The organism is Defluviimonas aquaemixtae (assembly GCF_900302475.1).
Lineage (GTDB): Bacteria > Pseudomonadota > Alphaproteobacteria > Rhodobacterales > Rhodobacteraceae > Albidovulum > Albidovulum aquaemixtae.
Genome location: NZ_OMOQ01000001.1, coordinates 186,025 through 200,723, shown reverse-complemented (window position 1 = coordinate 200,723; position 14,699 = coordinate 186,025). Strand labels below are relative to the sequence as shown.

Below are 14,699 nucleotides of genomic sequence, written 5' to 3'. Positions count from 1 at the left end.
CGCGTTCCCACCTATGACAGGCAGGGAAGGCAGGACATGGACCAGACGACCATCGAAGTGACCATGCTCACCGGGCTCGACGCGATCTCGCCCGACGAGTGGGATTCCTGCGCCTGCCCGGAAGCGGCAATTGGGCGACCTCTTGACCCGTTTACGACGCATCGCTTCCTGCTCGCGCTGGAACGGTCGGGCTCCGTCGGACGGAACACGGGGTGGGAGCCGCACCACCTCGTCGCGCGCGCGGACGGGGAGGCGATCGCGGTCATGCCGCTCTATGCGAAGTCGCACAGCCAGGGGGAGTACATCTTCGACCACGGCTGGGCCGACGCGCTGGAGCGCGCGGGCGGGGCCTATTATCCCAAGCTGCAATCTGCGGTCCCCTTTACACCCGCGACCGGGCGACGCTTTCTTACCCGTCCGGGCTGGGAAGCGGCGGGCCGCGCCGCGCTAGTCCAGGCGATGGTTCAGGTCGCGGCGCAGAACGGGCTCTCGTCCGCGCATGTCACCTTCTGCACCGCCGAGGAAGCCGAGGCGGGCGCGGAAATGGGTCTTCTTCACCGCATGAGCCAGCAATTCCATTGGGAGAATGCGGCCTACAGCTGCTTCGGCGACTTCCTGGCGGCCCTCTCCGCGCGCAAGCGCAAAGCGATCCGGCGCGAACGGCGCGGTGCCGCGGCCTTCGGCGGCGAGATCCGCGCGCTGACCGGCGACGCGCTCTGCGCCGAGCATTGGGACGCGTTCTGGGCCTTCTACCAGGACACGGGCAGCCGCAAGTGGGGACGCCCTTATCTCACCCGCGCCTTCTTCGACGAAGTTCAGGCGACGATGCGCGACGACGTGCTTCTGATCCTCGCCGAGCGCCACAGCCGCCCGGTGGCGGGGGCGCTCAATTTCATCGGCCGCGAGACGCTGTTCGGCCGCTATTGGGGCGCCATCGAGGACCACCCGTTCCTGCATTTCGAATGCTGCTACTACCAAGCGATCGACTATGCGATCACGCATCGACTCTCCCGTGTCGAGGCCGGCGCGCAGGGGGAACACAAGCTGGCGCGCGGCTACCTGCCGGTCGAGACGCATTCGCTGCACTGGATCGGAGAGCCGTCCTTCCGCACCGCCGTCGCACGTTATCTCGAGGCCGAGGCGCGCGCCGTCGGCACGGAGATCGAGGTGCTGATGGAGTATGGCCCGTTCCGCAAGACTTCAGGCGAAGGCTGACGCGCCCATCGGATATTTCCGATCGGATGCATTGAAGTTTCGGTCCTGCGGCGGGAGAATTTCGACCAAGCTGACAACGGCAAGGAGATCTACGATGGCCGCGAGCCTCACGCTCTATTCGAACCCCATGTCGCGCGGCCGAATCGCGCGCTGGATGCTGGAGGAGGTTGGCCAACCCTATGAGGTGCGCTATCTCGACTACGGCGCGCCGATGAAATCGCCCGAATATCTCGCCATCAATCCGATGGGCAAAGTGCCGACGCTCGTTCACGGTGGCCGGATCGTTACCGAATATGCCGCGATCTGCGCCTATCTCGCGGATGCGTTCCCCGAGGCCGGTCTCGCGCCCGCGGACCGGTCGTCGTACTACCGCTGGCTATTCTTCGGTGCGGGGCCATTCGAAGCGACGGTGATCGCAAAGATCTGCGGCTGGATCGTTCCCGACGACAAGCGGGGACAGGTAGGATTCGGCTCCCTTGACGTCGCGCTCGACGCGCTGGAACGGGCGGTGAGCGAGAACCCCTATCTGGCGGGCGACACGTTTTCGGCCGTCGACGTCGCGACCGGCTCGCAGATCGGCTACGGCATGCGCTTCGGCACGATCGGGTCGCGCCCGGCGTTGGAGGCTTATTGGGCGAGGATCAGCGAGCGGCCCGCCCTGAGACGCGCCACCGACGCCGATGACGCGGCGCTTGCAGAACAGAAAGGATGACGAAATGGCCGAGTTGCTGACGGAATCCGAGCGTACGGCCGAGTTGCCGGCGCTTGGCGACACCGGCTGGGCCGCGGTGCCCGACCGCGACGCGATCCGGAAGATACTGAAGTTCAGGAATTTCTCCGAGGCCTGGGGCTTCATGTCGCGCGCGGCCCTACAGGCGGAGAAGCTGAACCATCACCCCGAATGGACGAACGTCTACAACGTCGTGGACGTGACGCTGACCACGCATGACTGCGGCGGGCTTTCGGAACTCGACCTCAAGCTTGCCAAGCGGATGGACAAGATCGCGGGCGAGGCGGAGGTGCAGCGTGACCACGGAGAGCCAGTGACCTGCCTATGCGAGGTTCATGCAGCCGGGAAACGGTCCTGAGTGCGGGCCCGCGCCGCCTGACAGGAAACTTTTCGCCGCGTAAACCATTGACATCCGGGACCGTCAGCCGGCACCGAAAGGTTCAGGTGCGCGCGCCGCAGAGTTGACGGCAAGGGGACAGACATGGAATTCACGAACTGGTCGGAACTGATCACCCAGGATCGCATCGACATGGCGCTGCAGATTGCGCTGAACGTGCTCTACGCGATCCTCATCCTGATCGTCGCGCTTTTCGTCGCGGGCTGGGCGAAACGCCGGGTGCTCGCGATTTCGCATCGCTATCCGAAAATTGACGATACGCTGTTCGGCTTTCTCGGGAGCCTGCTGAAATACGCGATTCTCGCGCTGGCCGGAATATTCATTCTCAACAGGTTCGGCATCCAGACCACCTCGCTCGTCGCGCTGATTGGTGCGGCGGGGCTGGCAATCGGGCTGGCGCTTCAGGGGACGCTGTCGCACATCGCCGCAGGCGTGATGCTGATCCTGTTCCGGCCTTTCAGGACGGGCGACTACGTCGAAGTCGCCGGCACGTCGGGCACGGTCAAGGAGATCACCCTCATCTTTTCCGAGCTCGCGACGCTCGACAACGTCCAGGTCATTGTGCCCAACGGCGACATCTGGTCGAACAAGATTACCAACTACTCAGTGAACCCGACGCGGCGCGTCGATCTGACTTTCGGCGTCGCCTATGACAGCGACCTGAAGAAGGTCGAGCGCGTTCTGCACGACGTGATCGCCTCGGACGAGCGCATCCATGCCGAGCCGGAGCCATTCGTGAAGGTCACCAATCTCGGCGACAGCTCGGTCGATTTCACGGTCCGGGTCTGGGTGGATCGCGGAGACTGGTGGGACACGACCTGCGACCTGAAGCGCGTGGTGAAGGACCGGTTCGACGCCGAAGGCATCGACATTCCGTTTCCGACCCGTCACCTCGTCGGCCCGGCGGCCGAGGCGGCCTAAGGCGCGAACCACCGCAACGCGGATCAGATCGCGGCGAGCATGGACTCGCCGCCCGATGTGTCGCACACGCCGCGACCTTCCTCCACGTGAAGCACCTTGACGACACCGTCCTCGGCACAAAGCGCGTAGCGCTTCGAGCGGTCGAAGAAACCCGACGCCGGAGCCGAGAACGTCATTCCCAGCGCCCGCGTGAACTCCGCCGAGGCATCGCCGAGCATTGTGATGCCCGCGGCGGTCGCCCCGGTCGCCTCGCCCCAGGCATGCATGACGAAAGGATCGTTGACAGCGACGCAGATGATCTCGTCCACCTGCTTCGCGCGAAACGCGTCGGCCGTGCGGATGAAGCTCGGCACGTGGGCCGAGGAACAGGTGCGCGTGAAGGCGCCCGGAAGACCGAAGATGATCACCTTCCGCCCCTTGAGTTTGGCCTCCAGCTCGACCGTCTCTGGCCCGTTCTCGCCTATGGATAGGAGCGTCGCCCCGGGCAGCCGCTCTCCCTCCGAAATCGCCATGTGTCTGATCCTCTCGCGTTGCGTTTTCCCAATGCCACGATATAGGGTCCGCGCGACCATCGGCCAGAGGGAGTTGTGCCATGAGCGGGATCGTCATCGTCGGCGCGGGGCAGGCCGGCGCGTCGCTGGCCGCCAAGCTGCGCTCGCTTGGCTATGACGCGTCGGTGACGCTGATCGGAGAGGAGCCCGCCCCTCCCTACCAGCGCCCGCCGCTGTCCAAGGGCTACCTCCTCGGCGAAATGGAGCTGGATCGGCTCTACCTCCGCGCACCGTCTTTCTGGGACGAGCAGATGGTGACGCTGAAGCTCGGCAACACCGTAACCGCAATCGACCGGACCGCCAGGACGGTGCGCGTCGGTGGAGAGACCATTCCGTACGACCAGTTGGCGCTTACGACCGGCTCGCGCCCGCGCCGCCTTCCGACCGCCATCGGTGGTGAGTTGCCTGGGGTCTACACGGTCCGCACGCTCGCCGATGTCGATGCCATGGCGCCGGAATTCGTGGCAGGCCGAAAGCTTCTGATCGTCGGCGGCGGCTATATCGGGCTTGAAGCCGCGGCGGTGGGTGCGAAGCTCGGCCTCGACGTCACGCTGATCGAGATGGCGCCGCGTATCCTTCAGCGGGTCGCGGCACCGGAAACATCGGACTACTTCCGGAACGTGCACTCTGAGCACGGCGTGAAAATCCTCGAGAACATTGGCCTCGACCGGCTGACCGGAGAGGATCACGTCTCCGGCGCCGTCCTGTCGAACGGGACGGAACTCCAGGTCGATTTCGCCATTGTCGGTGTTGGCATCACGCCCGCGACACTTCTCGCCGAGGAGGCGGGACTCGAGATCGACAATGGGATTCACACGGACGAATTCGGCCGATCCTCCGACCCGAACATCTGGGCGGCCGGCGACTGCGCGTCCTTTCCCTACAAGGGCGGCCGCATCCGTCTCGAAAGCGTCGGCAACGCAATCGACCAGGCCGAAATCGTCGCTGCCAACATGCTCGGCGCAGAGGCGCCCTACGCGGCGCAGCCGTGGTTCTGGTCGGATCAGTATGACGTGAAGCTGCAGATCGCCGGGCTCAACACCGGCTATGACCGGATCGTCACCCGCAAGGCGGACGGCGCTGCGGTCAGCTTCTGGTATTACCGGGGCGGCGACCTCCTCGCGATCGACGCGATGAATGACGCGCGCGCCTACATGATCGGCAAAAGGCTGATCGAAATGGGGAAATCGCCTGATCCAGCCGTCATTGCCGACCCGGAAACCGATCTCAAGCCGCTTCTGAAAGGATGAGGATCATCGGTGGTGAGAAACGCGGGCTGAAACTCGCCGAGGTGGGGCTCGGCGATCAGGCGGCCCAGCTGCGCCCCACCTCTGACCGCGTGCGCGAAGCGATCTTCAATCTTCTGATGAACGGACCCTACGGCAACCCCGTTCAGGGTGCCCGCGTCCTGGACCTCTTTGCTGGCACCGGTGCGCTCGGACTGGAAGCGCTGTCGCGCGGCGCGGCGCGGGTCGCATTTGTCGACGACGGCGCGGCCGCGCGCGCGCTTTTGCAGCGCAACATTGACCTGATGCGCGCGATGGGCGTGATGGATGTCTGGCGCCGCGACGCTACCCGCATGGGTCCGAACCGGGGCCCGGGTTTCGATCTCGTCTTCCTCGACCCGCCTTACGGCCGAGAACTCGGAGAAGCCGCACTCGCATCCTGCGTCGAGGGGCGCTGGCTCACCCCTCGCGCGATGATCGTGTGGGAGGAAAGCGCCGCGCCGGTTCCGCCGGAAGGCTTCGAGCAGCTCGATCAGCGCAAATATGGCGATACCGTCATCACGATCCTGAGGGCGCCCGAATGAGGCCGGCCGCCGTTCTGTTCGACTGCGACGGCGTCCTGGTGGACAGCGAGCCGATGACGGATGTCGTCGTCTCCGCCAATCTCGCGAGATACGGGCTCGATATCCCCGCCGAGCGGGCCGGAGCCCTGTTCATCGGGGGCACGATGGCAAGTGTCGGAGAGACCGCCCGTTCCATGGGGGCGACGCTGCCTGAAAACTGGCTCGACGAGGTCTACGACGAAATCTTCGCCCGCCTCGCCGAGGGCACGCCGCTGATCCCTGGCGTTGCCACGCTTCTCGACGTGCTGGACGGCGCAGCGATTCCCTATGCTGTCGGCTCGAACGGCCCCCACCGGAAGATGGAGATCACGCTCGGCCAGCATCCCGAGGTGCACGCGCGGCTCAGGGGCCGGATCTTCTCGCGCCACGACGTCGCCCGCCCGAAACCGGCGCCTGACCTCTATCTTCACGCCGCCGCCCATCTCGGCGCCGCATCGAGTGAGTGCGTGGTCATCGAAGACAGTCCGACTGGTGCCCGCGCCGCGCGCGCTGCCGGCATGGCCTGCTTCGGCTACGCCCCGAATGGCGGCGGTGCCCGCCTCGAACGGGAGGGCGCCCGCGTGTTCCGGCGCATGGACGACCTGCCGGCGCTTCTCGGCCTCTGATCTTATACTGTTTGCAAATACTCCGGGAGGGCGCGGGAGGTAGCCGCGCGCACGGGGCCGGTTCCCGCCAGCGATCCCGTCACTTGGTCGGAAAGAACCGCCCTGCAGGCGACAGCGTGAAAATCTCGCATCCGTCCGCCGTCACGCCCACCGAATGCTCGAATTGCGCCGAAAGCGACTTGTCGCGCGTAACTGCGGTCCAGTCGTCGGCAAGAACCTTGGTCTCGGGCCGGCCCAAGTTCACCATCGGCTCTATCGTGAAGAACATGCCTTCTTCAAGTCGCGGTCCCGTCCCCTCGCGTCCATAGTGCAAGACGTTGGGCGGGGCGTGGAACACCCGGCCGAGGCCGTGACCGCAGAAATCGCGCACCACGCTCATCCTTTGCAATTCGACATAGGTCTGAATCGCATATCCGATATCGCCGAAAGTGTTGCCGGGCCGAACGGCCTCGATCCCCTTCATCAGCGCGTCATGGGTGACCTCTATCAGCCTGTCAGCCTTGCGCAAAAGCGATCCCGCGACATACATCCGGCTCGTATCGCCATACCAGCCATCGACGACCACGGTCACATCGATGTTGAGGATATCCCCGTCCTTCAGCACTTTCGGCCCCGGGATCCCGTGGCAGACGACGTGGTTCACGGAAATGCAGGACGCATGCTGATAGCCGCGATAGCCGATCGTCGCCGAGCGTGCACCCGCCGCCTCGACCCGGCCGTGGATGAAATCGTCGAGCGCCCCGGTCGTCACCCCGGGCTGGACGAGATCGGCCACCTCGTCGAGGATCTCGGCCGCGAGCCGCCCGGCCGCGTGCATGCCGGCGAAATCCGCCGGCTCGTAGATCCTGATCCCGTCCTTGGTCAGACGGCCGCGCGGGTCATCCACAAAGCTCTCCTTCCGCTCCATACCGAAACTAGATAGTGAAGCTTCGCTGCTTTGGCCAGAGCCGGGGGCTTCCGCCCGGAAGCGTCGCGCCCTATACCGATTTGCGCAGCCAGGGAAGACCGCCATGCCCAACCCCACCGCCGCCATACTGATCGTCGGGGACGAGATCCTGTCGGGCCGCACCCGTGACGCGAACATGCATTACCTCGCCGGCGAACTCGTGCGGATCGGGATCGACCTGAAGGAAGTTCGCATCGTCTCCGACGAGCGGGCGGCGATCGCGGCTGCCGTCAACGCGCTCCGTGCCGCCTGTACCCATGTCTTCACCTCGGGCGGCATCGGCCCGACGCATGACGACATCACCGCCGACGCCGTCGCCGAGGCTTTCGGCGTTTCGCTCGACATCCGCGAGGACGCGCGCGCGATCCTCGCGGCGCATTACGACCGCTCGGGGCTCGAATTCAACGCGGCGCGCAAGCGGATGGCGCGCATGCCCGAAGGCGCGCAGCTGATCGAGAACCCGATTTCCGCCGCGCCCGGCTTCAGCCTGGAAAACGTCCACGTGATGGCCGGCGTGCCGGACATCTTCCGCGCGATGGTCGCCTCGCTCCTGCCCCAGCTGACGGGCGGCAAGCCGCTTTTCAGCCAGACGCTCCGGATCGACCAGGGCGAGGGCGTGATCGCCGGCCCGCTCGGCGCGCTGGCCGAGGAATTCTCCGACCTGAGCATCGGCTCCTACCCGTTCATCGTGAACGGCGTCTACGGCGCGAACATCGTGATCCGGGGAACCGACCCGGCGCGGATCGACGCCGCGATGGCGCGGCTCGCCGCGCTCTTCCCGGACGCGGCCCCATGACGGACCTCTTCGCGGTGGGCGAGGCGACCTGGCCCGCAGCCGCCCAGCACGCCGCGGGCGCGTTTGTCGTGCGCGAGGGCCGAGGCGGCGGCCAGCGCGTCTCCTGCGCCACAGCCGAGGGTTCCTGGAGCGAGACGGACATCGACGCCGCCGAGGCGGTGCACCAGGCGCTCGGCCAGCCGCCCCTCTTCATGATCCGCGCGGATGAGGACGACCTCGACGCCGCGCTTGCCGAACGCGGCTACCGGATCAAGGACCCGGTTCATATCTATTCCGGCCCCTCCGCCTCTCTTGCCGAGCCGCCGCCGAAGCCGATCTCCGCCTTCGCGCTCTGGCCGCCGCTCGCGATGATGCGCGATCTCTGGGCCGAGGGCGGGATCGGACCCGCCCGCCTCGCCGTGATGGAGCGGGCGGAGGCTCCCAAGACCGCGATCCTCGGCCGCGTCCGGGACCGCGCATCGGGCGTCGCCTACGTCGCGATTCACACGGAAACGGCGATGATGCACGCGCTTTACGTGATCCCCGACCAGCGTCGGCAAGGATCCGCGCTCAACATTGTGCGGAAATCCGCCGGGTGGGCGCAACATCATGGGGCGGAACGGTTTTCAGTGCTTGTGACCCAGGCGAATCAGTCGGCAAATGCGCTCTATTCTTCCCTCGGCATGCAGATTGTGGGACACTATCACTACCGCTCAAGACAACCATAAGAGGCAAGCGGAGCAGTTGAAGGACAACGGTGCCAGCCCCACGGCGCTTGATCTTCCCATGGTCAGGCCCCTTCCGGACGCGACCCGGAAGTATTTCGACGTGTGCATGGAGAAGCTCGGCCTCGTGCCCAACGTGCTCAGGGCCTACGCGTTCGACATCGACAAGCTCGACGCCTTCACCGCCTTCTACAACGACCTGATGCTGGCCGACAGCGGGCTCTCGAAGCTCGAACGCGAGATGATCGCCGTCGCGGTCTCGTCGCTCAATCGCTGCTGGTACTGCCAGGTCGCCCACGGCGCCGCGGTGCGCGAACTTTCAGGCGATCCGACGCTGGGCGAAGCGCTCGTGATGAACTGGCGCGTGGCACCCCTGTCGGCGCGCCAGCGGGCGATGCTGGAATTCGCCGAAAAATTGACGCTTTCGTCGTCCAGGGTCGAGGAAAGCGATCGGCAGATTCTCAGGGACGCGGGCTTCGTTGAACGCGACATTTGGGATATCGCCTCGGTCACGGGGTTCTTCAACATGACGAACCGTATTGCATCTGCGACCGCGATGGAGCCCAACCCGGAATATCACGGGAGGCGCCGATGAAATCGCTCGCGCTCGCCCTTCTCATGTGTGTGCCGGCGGCCGCGCTGGCGGCGCCGACGCTCGTCCTGCCTAGGCAGGCCGACCGCACGGCCGAAGAGGCGCGTGCCATGGGCAGCTACGCGCTGCCGATAGGCCCCTGGTCCGACGGGCAGGCCGAGACGGTGGCGACGGAAGGCGAGGTCACGCAAACCGCGTGGCGCATTCGCGGTGCCGATATCACGACGATGGCGCTGATTGCCGAATTGCGCGACCAGCTTATTGCCGAGGGGTTCGATGTGCTCTTCGAATGCGAGACCGACGCGTGCGGCGGCTTCGATTTCCGCTTCTCGACCCGTGTCTTGCCCGAACCCGAGATGCACGTCGATCTGGGCGATTTCCGCTTCCTCTCGGCGCGGCGCGTGGCGGGGCCGGTGCCCGATTATGTCAGCCTGCTCGTCAGCCGGTCGGCCGACAGCGGCTTCGTGCAGATGACCCGCGTGGGAGCTGCGATGGCCAAGCCCGCCGCGCTCGCCAAGCCGGTGCCGGCGTCGGCACGCCCGCCCCTGCCCACCGACGCGGATGGAGTGACGACGGCGCTCAATAACGCCGGCAAGGTCGTGCTTCAGGATCTTGCCTTCGATTCCGGCTCGGCGCGGCTGTCAGAAGGCGACTTCGCCTCGCTCTCCGCGCTTGCCGCGTGGCTCGGCCGCAACCCCGGACGCCGCATCGCGCTAGTCGGCCATACGGATGCGGAAGGCTCGCTCGATGCGAATGTCTCGCTGTCACGCCAGCGCGCGCGGTCCGTGATGGAGCGACTGGTCTCGGCCCATGGCGTCAACCCGGCACAGCTGTCGGCCGACGGCGTCGGTTATCTCAGCCCGATCGCGAGCAATCTCACGCCTGAAGGGCGCACCCGAAACAGAAGGGTCGAGGCGATGATCGCCTCGACCCACTGATAGTCCACTCGTACTTCGTCACTCGTTGAACGGGATTGCCCGTCACCAGTCGTTCGGCCCCTTGTCGGAGAACGACTGCGCGAGGAAGTCGATGAAGGCGCGCACCTTGGGCTGGGTAAATCGGCCCGGCGGGTAGACAGCGTAGATGCCCAACGTCTCGACCGGCAGCTCGGGGATCGCTTCTTCCACAAGGCCTTTGCTCAGCGCATCGGCATAAAGGAAAGATGGCAGATAGGCGATGCCAAGCCCCGAGATCGCGGCGTTGAGAAGCGACTGGCCGTCATTCACGGTCAGCCAGCCTGCCGTCCGGACCTGACGCTTCTCGCCAGAGGGCGCGGTGATCTTCCAGACGTTCCCCGCCGCCTGGTTGGAATAGTGCAACAGCTTGTGCTCGTTCAGGTCATCGATCTTCTGCGGGCGGCCGTATTTCTGGAAATAGCTCGGTGCGCCGACCATCCGTTTGGCAGTCTCGGTCAGCTTACGGGCGCGCAGCGTGGAATCTTCCAGCTCGCCAACACGGATCGCCATGTCGAAGCCTTCCGAGATCAGCTCCACATAGCGGTTGTTGAGCACCATATTCACCGTGATCTCGGGATACTCGAGAAGGAAATCGCCAAGGATCGGCGAGAGCAGGTTCACCCCGAAATCGGTGGCCACGGAAATCCGCAGAAGCCCGGACGGCGCGGATTGCATCGATGTGACCAGCGCGTCGGCCTCTCCGGCATCGTTGAGCACGCGGCGGGCGCGATCGTAATAGGCAAGGCCGATTTCGGTGGGCGATACGCGGCGGGTCGTTCGGTTCAGAAGCCGCGCCCCCAGACGCGCTTCGAGTGATGACACATGTTTGGAGACTGCGGACTTAGAAATCCCCATCTTCTTCGCCGCGTCCGTAAATCCCCCCTGATCTACGACAGTGGCGAAGGCCTCCATCTCTGTGAGTCTATCCATTGTGCACCCGTCAAAAACATTGCCCGCCGCTGACAGGTATCACGACCAATTCGGGCAATATTGCGGAGCTTGCCGGTCAAGACTGGGGTAAAGTCGGGAACCAAAGTGGCAAATAACCGCCGATCGGCGCCAAATGCTTAACAAAGGCTGGTCAAAGCGTTGCGGCGAGGCGTGTGCCCTGGCCGATGGCTCGCTTCGCATCGAGTTCGGCTGCCAGATCCGCGCCTCCGATGATATGAGTGGAAACACCACGCTGGATCAAGATGTCTGCCAGACCGCGTTCGCTTTCCTGGCCGGCACAAAGGACGACGGTATCGGCTTCGATCACTCTCGGCTCCGCACCATCCGGACCGGACGTGACGTGAAGTCCTTCCGAATCAATACGTTCGTAGTTCACACCGGCCAACATCTGCACCCCTTTGGCAGTAAGTGTTGCACGGTGTATCCAGCCCGTCGTCTTGCCGAGCCTGCGTCCGGGCTTCTCCGCCTTGCGCTGCAGAAGCGTCACCTGCCGTGCTGGTTCCTCGGGCTTCGGCGTGCCCAACCCGCCCGGAATCTGCGCCGGATCCGCAACCCCCCACTCGCTGAGCCACTCATCGAGTTCGAGCGTCGGGCTCGTCCCTTTCTGGCTCAGGAACTCCGCGACGTCAAAGCCGATGCCGCCGGCCCCGACGATAGCCGCGCGCGGACCGACCGGCGCGCCTTCGAGGACTTGGACGTAGCTCAGGACGTTGTCACCATCCTGGCCCGGGATGGCCGGATCGCGCGGCCGCACGCCCGTCGCGATCACGACATCATCGAACCCGTCGAGCATGTCGGCCGTAGCCTCCGCACCGAGCCGGACCTCGATGCCGCTCCTCGCGATCATCGTCTCGAACCACTCGACGAACCCGTGAAACTCTTCCTTCCCGGGCACCTGCCGGGCGAGGTTGAGCTGACCGCCGATCCGCTCGGCCCGTTCGAAAAGCGTGACTTGGTGACAGCGTTCTGCCAGCGTCAGCGCCGCCGAAAGTCCGGCCGGCCCCGCGCCCACAACGGCGACGCGCTTGGCTTGCTTTGCCGGCGCGATGACGAGTTCCGTCTCAAAACAGGCGCGCGGATTGACGAGGCAGGTCGAGATCTTGCCCTGGAACGTGTGGTCGAGGCAGGCCTGGTTGCAGGCGATGCAGGGCGCGATCTCGTCCGCCCGCCCCTCGGCCGCCTTCTTCACGAAGTCTGGGTCCGCGAGGAAGGGCCGCGCCATCGAGACCATGTCGGCGCAGCCCTCGGCCAGCACCGCCTCGGCAACGTCCGGCGTGTTGATCCGGTTCGAGGTGATGACCGGCACCCCGACCTCGCCCATGAGCTTCTTCGTCACCCACGCAAAGGCGCGGCGCGGAACGCTAGTCGCGATCGTCGGGATTCGCGCCTCGTGCCAGCCGATCCCGGTGTTCAGGATCGAGGCACCAACCCCCTCTATGGCCTTGGCGAGGGTCACGACCTCGTCCCAGCTCTGCCCATTGGGCACGAGATCGAGAAGCGAAATCCGATAGATGATGATGAAGTCTTCGCCGACTGCTGCGCGCACGCGGCGCACGACCTCGACCGGCAGTCGCATCCGGTTTTCGTGGGACCCGCCCCAACGGTCGGTCCGCTTGTTCGTGTGGGTCACGAGGAATTCGTTGAGGAAATAGCCTTCGGACCCCATCACCTCGACGCCGTCATAGCCCGCTTCCTGCGCCCTCGCCGCAGCGGTCGCGATGTCGGCGACCTGCTTTTCGATCCCGGCCTCGTCAAGCTCCCTCGGCGGGAAGGGGGAGATCGGCGATTTGATCGGCGACGGGGCCACGCAATCCGGTCCATAGGCATAGCGCCCGGCATGGAGGATCTGCATGGCGATCCGTCCGCCGGCATCACGCACGCGGTCGGTGACGACCCGGTGGTTGGCGATGTCCTCAGGCGTGTATAGTCCGGCCGCGCCGGGGAACACGCCGCCCTCGCGGTTCGGCGCCATGCCGCCCGTGACCATCAGCGCCACGCCGCCGCGCGCGCGCGTCGCGTAGAATTCGGCAATGCGGTTCCAGTCCCCGGTCTCTTCGAGATTGGTGTGCATCGACCCCATCAGCACACGGTTCGGAAGCGTCACATGGCCAAGGTCGAGCGGCGCAAGCAGATGGGGATAGGGCGACATGGATGGCTCTCCTCGTTTGTCCGGGAAGATGGGACAAGCGCGCCGCGCGGTCATCCCCAACGTTGCGTCACGGACACGTTCGGGGTGCGTGGGCGCATTAGCGCCATACCGCGGACGGCGAATTCGCGGGCAATGATCTTACTGCCCCGGTTTCTCGGCGCAGTGGCGTCGGAACGCCTTCTTCAGAATGTCGAGCTCGGCGCGCAGCAGACCGATCTCAGCCCTTATGTCCTCTTCGAGCGGCACACCTGCGATGATCGTGAACTGACCGATCCGTGCATTGCTCGCCCCATCGCTGACAAGAAAGGTCTGCACGCCGTCGTTCAATGCCTCGGGGGGGATCGGCACGCGCGCCCGCCAACGGCCCGGCTCGCCGGAAGGCGCGATTTCGGCACCGTCGAGGCGCTGCTCCATGTGCCATATCTCGACTGAGGGCGGCACGTCGCCCTGCGCTTCGATCTCGCCCTCCCAATGCCCTGATCTGATGCCAGACGCGCGCAGTGTTATTCCGCTCATCCCTTCGCCCCTCATATCTCGGCGCGCGGGCGGCGGCTCATCGTGAGGTCGCGCAACGTGATCTGGTTCATCGCTGGCTCGTCAAAGATCAGGTCCAGCCAGGCCCGCTCCACCCGCTTTTCGTTCATCTTGCTGTAGGCGAGGTCGAATTCCACCATCACCTCGTCCGACATCAAGGGCAGTTCCCGCACGATCTGTTCGGTGTTGGGGCCGTGTCGGACGTTCAGGCGGGCGAAGATCTTCTTCGGCCTCTCCATTTCGACGGCCGCGTCGAGGCGGATCACGTGACCAAGCGTAAGCCCCTCGACCGCTTCCCCCGGCAGATTGAGGACGAGGGACAGAAAGGAGCCGTCGAAACCGAACACGTCCATGCGGTAGCTGTAGGGCGCAAGTTCGGCGTCGCGCGGGTTCCGGTACTGGCGCACTGCGAGTTCATTTAGCGGGCAATCGTGGAATATCGTGGCCTCGCTGCCGAATCCGGCGCCGTTCTCGACGCCCGCTATGCCCGCCGGCGCAACCGGATCACGCCAGAGCTCGGGCCGCCACGCCCAGTCGGCCATGAGAGGCTTGCGGACGGCGTTCAGATCGGTCGATGGCAGCGCAAGCTGCTCCTCGGCGACACGCAGCACTTGATCCAGTTCGCGCCTGAGTTCCCGCGCAGAACCGCGCAACTCCCTGAGCCCGTCGGCGTCGAGCCGCGCCGCGCGCTCGGCCATGTCCTGCCATCGCACACGCGTACGCCTCAACAGGAGCCGATCGAGCAATGTGTCAATGTTGTTGCGCATCGCCTGACGCCGCTGCGGATTGGCCACTCGAAGGAA

Annotated in this window: 17 protein-coding genes; 11 read left to right on the top strand and 6 right to left on the bottom strand. The window is 65.3% G+C overall.

Features of this window, described 5'->3' with window-relative positions:
- The first annotated feature begins 36 nt into the window (after window positions 1–36).
- From DEA8626_RS01155 to DEA8626_RS01140, 4 genes are all read left to right on the top strand, one after another.
- Window positions 37–1,215, top strand: coding sequence for a GNAT family N-acetyltransferase (locus DEA8626_RS01155; protein ID WP_108851242.1), 1,179 nt, complete (start codon window positions 37–39; stop codon window positions 1,213–1,215).
- A 94-nt stretch (window positions 1,216–1,309) separates the two neighbouring features.
- A complete protein-coding gene (locus DEA8626_RS01150) occupies window positions 1,310–1,927 on the top strand; it encodes a glutathione S-transferase family protein (protein WP_108851241.1) in 618 nt (205 codons plus the stop codon).
- 4 nt (window positions 1,928–1,931) lie between these two features.
- The gene (locus DEA8626_RS01145) at window positions 1,932–2,303 is read left to right on the top strand and encodes a 4a-hydroxytetrahydrobiopterin dehydratase (protein WP_108851240.1); all 372 of its coding nucleotides are present in this window, start codon (window positions 1,932–1,934) and stop codon (window positions 2,301–2,303) included.
- A gap of 123 nt (window positions 2,304–2,426) precedes the next feature.
- A complete protein-coding gene (locus DEA8626_RS01140) occupies window positions 2,427–3,263 on the top strand; it encodes a mechanosensitive ion channel family protein (protein ID WP_108851239.1) in 837 nt (278 codons plus the stop codon).
- A 23-nt stretch (window positions 3,264–3,286) separates the two neighbouring features.
- Here the strand turns inward: DEA8626_RS01140 and DEA8626_RS01135 are convergent, their stop codons facing one another.
- Complete coding sequence (locus DEA8626_RS01135; protein WP_108851238.1) at window positions 3,287–3,775, bottom strand: peroxiredoxin; 489 nt, start codon at window positions 3,773–3,775, stop codon at window positions 3,287–3,289.
- 80 nt (window positions 3,776–3,855) lie between these two features.
- Here DEA8626_RS01135 and DEA8626_RS01130 point away from each other — a divergent pair, with 80 nt between their 5' ends.
- Genes DEA8626_RS01130 through DEA8626_RS01120 form a run of 3 tightly spaced genes read left to right on the top strand, consistent with a single transcriptional unit; the run spans window position 3,856 to window position 6,268 of the window.
- Window positions 3,856–5,064, top strand: a complete 1,209-nt coding sequence (locus tag DEA8626_RS01130) for an NAD(P)/FAD-dependent oxidoreductase (protein WP_108851237.1) — start codon at window positions 3,856–3,858, stop codon at window positions 5,062–5,064.
- Complete coding sequence (rsmD, locus tag DEA8626_RS01125) at window positions 5,061–5,624, top strand: 16S rRNA (guanine(966)-N(2))-methyltransferase RsmD (RefSeq protein WP_108851236.1); 564 nt, start codon at window positions 5,061–5,063, stop codon at window positions 5,622–5,624. The genes DEA8626_RS01130 and rsmD overlap by 4 nt, the downstream gene beginning before the upstream one ends.
- The gene (locus DEA8626_RS01120) at window positions 5,621–6,268 is read left to right on the top strand and encodes an HAD family hydrolase (protein ID WP_108851235.1); all 648 of its coding nucleotides are present in this window, start codon (window positions 5,621–5,623) and stop codon (window positions 6,266–6,268) included. The genes rsmD and DEA8626_RS01120 overlap by 4 nt, the downstream gene beginning before the upstream one ends.
- Window positions 6,269–6,347: 79 nt before the next feature.
- Here DEA8626_RS01120 and map read toward each other — a convergent pair whose 3' ends face one another.
- Window positions 6,348–7,175, bottom strand: a complete 828-nt coding sequence (gene map, locus DEA8626_RS01115) for a type I methionyl aminopeptidase (protein ID WP_181366323.1) — start codon at window positions 7,173–7,175, stop codon at window positions 6,348–6,350.
- 103 nt (window positions 7,176–7,278) lie between these two features.
- Between map and DEA8626_RS01110 the strand changes: the two genes are divergently transcribed.
- From DEA8626_RS01110 to DEA8626_RS01095, 4 genes are read left to right on the top strand one after another with little or no spacing between them, the layout of a single operon-like run.
- Window positions 7,279–8,010 carry a competence/damage-inducible protein A gene (locus DEA8626_RS01110; protein WP_108851234.1) on the top strand — a complete coding sequence of 244 codons (732 nt, stop codon included), beginning with the start codon at window positions 7,279–7,281 and terminating at the stop codon, window positions 8,008–8,010.
- A complete protein-coding gene (locus DEA8626_RS01105; protein ID WP_108851233.1) occupies window positions 8,007–8,717 on the top strand; it encodes a GNAT family N-acetyltransferase in 711 nt (236 codons plus the stop codon). Before DEA8626_RS01110 ends, DEA8626_RS01105 begins: the two co-directional genes overlap by 4 nt.
- Before the next feature lie 58 nt (window positions 8,718–8,775).
- Entirely contained in the window at window positions 8,776–9,309 is a 534-nt protein-coding gene (locus DEA8626_RS01100) for a peroxidase-related enzyme (RefSeq protein WP_245890679.1), read from the top strand.
- On the top strand, window positions 9,306–10,244 hold the full coding sequence (locus DEA8626_RS01095; protein WP_108851231.1) for an OmpA family protein: 939 nt from the start codon (window positions 9,306–9,308) through the stop codon (window positions 10,242–10,244). Before DEA8626_RS01100 ends, DEA8626_RS01095 begins: the two co-directional genes overlap by 4 nt.
- A gap of 42 nt (window positions 10,245–10,286) precedes the next feature.
- Here DEA8626_RS01095 and DEA8626_RS01090 read toward each other — a convergent pair whose 3' ends face one another.
- The 4 genes from DEA8626_RS01090 to DEA8626_RS01075 all read right to left on the bottom strand — a co-directional run bounded on the left by DEA8626_RS01090 (window position 10,287) and on the right by DEA8626_RS01075 (window position 14,663).
- Window positions 10,287–11,192 carry a LysR family transcriptional regulator gene (locus tag DEA8626_RS01090; protein WP_108851230.1) on the bottom strand — a complete coding sequence of 302 codons (906 nt, stop codon included), beginning with the start codon at window positions 11,190–11,192 and terminating at the stop codon, window positions 10,287–10,289.
- A 151-nt stretch (window positions 11,193–11,343) separates the two neighbouring features.
- Window positions 11,344–13,362 (bottom strand): NADPH-dependent 2,4-dienoyl-CoA reductase, encoded by a 2,019-nt coding sequence (locus DEA8626_RS01085; protein WP_108851229.1) that lies wholly within the window; start codon window positions 13,360–13,362, stop codon window positions 11,344–11,346.
- A gap of 138 nt (window positions 13,363–13,500) precedes the next feature.
- Window positions 13,501–13,878, bottom strand: coding sequence for a hypothetical protein (locus DEA8626_RS01080; protein ID WP_108851228.1), 378 nt, complete (start codon window positions 13,876–13,878; stop codon window positions 13,501–13,503).
- An 11-nt stretch (window positions 13,879–13,889) separates the two neighbouring features.
- Complete coding sequence (locus DEA8626_RS01075) at window positions 13,890–14,663, bottom strand: DUF6478 family protein (RefSeq protein ID WP_108853260.1); 774 nt, start codon at window positions 14,661–14,663, stop codon at window positions 13,890–13,892.
- Window positions 14,664–14,699 lie beyond the last annotated feature (36 nt).

Coding starts and splice junctions, on each gene's coding strand:
- DEA8626_RS01155 (WP_108851242.1), top strand. CDS start 37: ATGGACCAGACGACCATCGAAGTGACCATGCTCACCGGGCTCGACGCG.
- DEA8626_RS01150 (WP_108851241.1), top strand. CDS start 1,310: ATGGCCGCGAGCCTCACGCTCTATTCGAACCCCATGTCGCGCGGCCGA.
- DEA8626_RS01145 (WP_108851240.1), top strand. CDS start 1,932: ATGGCCGAGTTGCTGACGGAATCCGAGCGTACGGCCGAGTTGCCGGCG.
- DEA8626_RS01140 (WP_108851239.1), top strand. CDS start 2,427: ATGGAATTCACGAACTGGTCGGAACTGATCACCCAGGATCGCATCGAC.
- DEA8626_RS01135 (WP_108851238.1), bottom strand. CDS start 3,775: ATGGCGATTTCGGAGGGAGAGCGGCTGCCCGGGGCGACGCTCCTATCC.
- DEA8626_RS01130 (WP_108851237.1), top strand. CDS start 3,856: ATGAGCGGGATCGTCATCGTCGGCGCGGGGCAGGCCGGCGCGTCGCTG.
- rsmD (WP_108851236.1), top strand. CDS start 5,061: ATGAGGATCATCGGTGGTGAGAAACGCGGGCTGAAACTCGCCGAGGTG.
- DEA8626_RS01120 (WP_108851235.1), top strand. CDS start 5,621: ATGAGGCCGGCCGCCGTTCTGTTCGACTGCGACGGCGTCCTGGTGGAC.
- map (WP_181366323.1), bottom strand. CDS start 7,175: ATGGAGCGGAAGGAGAGCTTTGTGGATGACCCGCGCGGCCGTCTGACC.
- DEA8626_RS01110 (WP_108851234.1), top strand. CDS start 7,279: ATGCCCAACCCCACCGCCGCCATACTGATCGTCGGGGACGAGATCCTG.
- DEA8626_RS01105 (WP_108851233.1), top strand. CDS start 8,007: ATGACGGACCTCTTCGCGGTGGGCGAGGCGACCTGGCCCGCAGCCGCC.
- DEA8626_RS01100 (WP_245890679.1), top strand. CDS start 8,776: ATGGTCAGGCCCCTTCCGGACGCGACCCGGAAGTATTTCGACGTGTGC.
- DEA8626_RS01095 (WP_108851231.1), top strand. CDS start 9,306: ATGAAATCGCTCGCGCTCGCCCTTCTCATGTGTGTGCCGGCGGCCGCG.
- DEA8626_RS01090 (WP_108851230.1), bottom strand. CDS start 11,192: ATGGATAGACTCACAGAGATGGAGGCCTTCGCCACTGTCGTAGATCAG.
- DEA8626_RS01085 (WP_108851229.1), bottom strand. CDS start 13,362: ATGTCGCCCTATCCCCATCTGCTTGCGCCGCTCGACCTTGGCCATGTG.
- DEA8626_RS01080 (WP_108851228.1), bottom strand. CDS start 13,878: ATGAGCGGAATAACACTGCGCGCGTCTGGCATCAGATCAGGGCATTGG.
- DEA8626_RS01075 (WP_108853260.1), bottom strand. CDS start 14,663: ATGCGCAACAACATTGACACATTGCTCGATCGGCTCCTGTTGAGGCGT.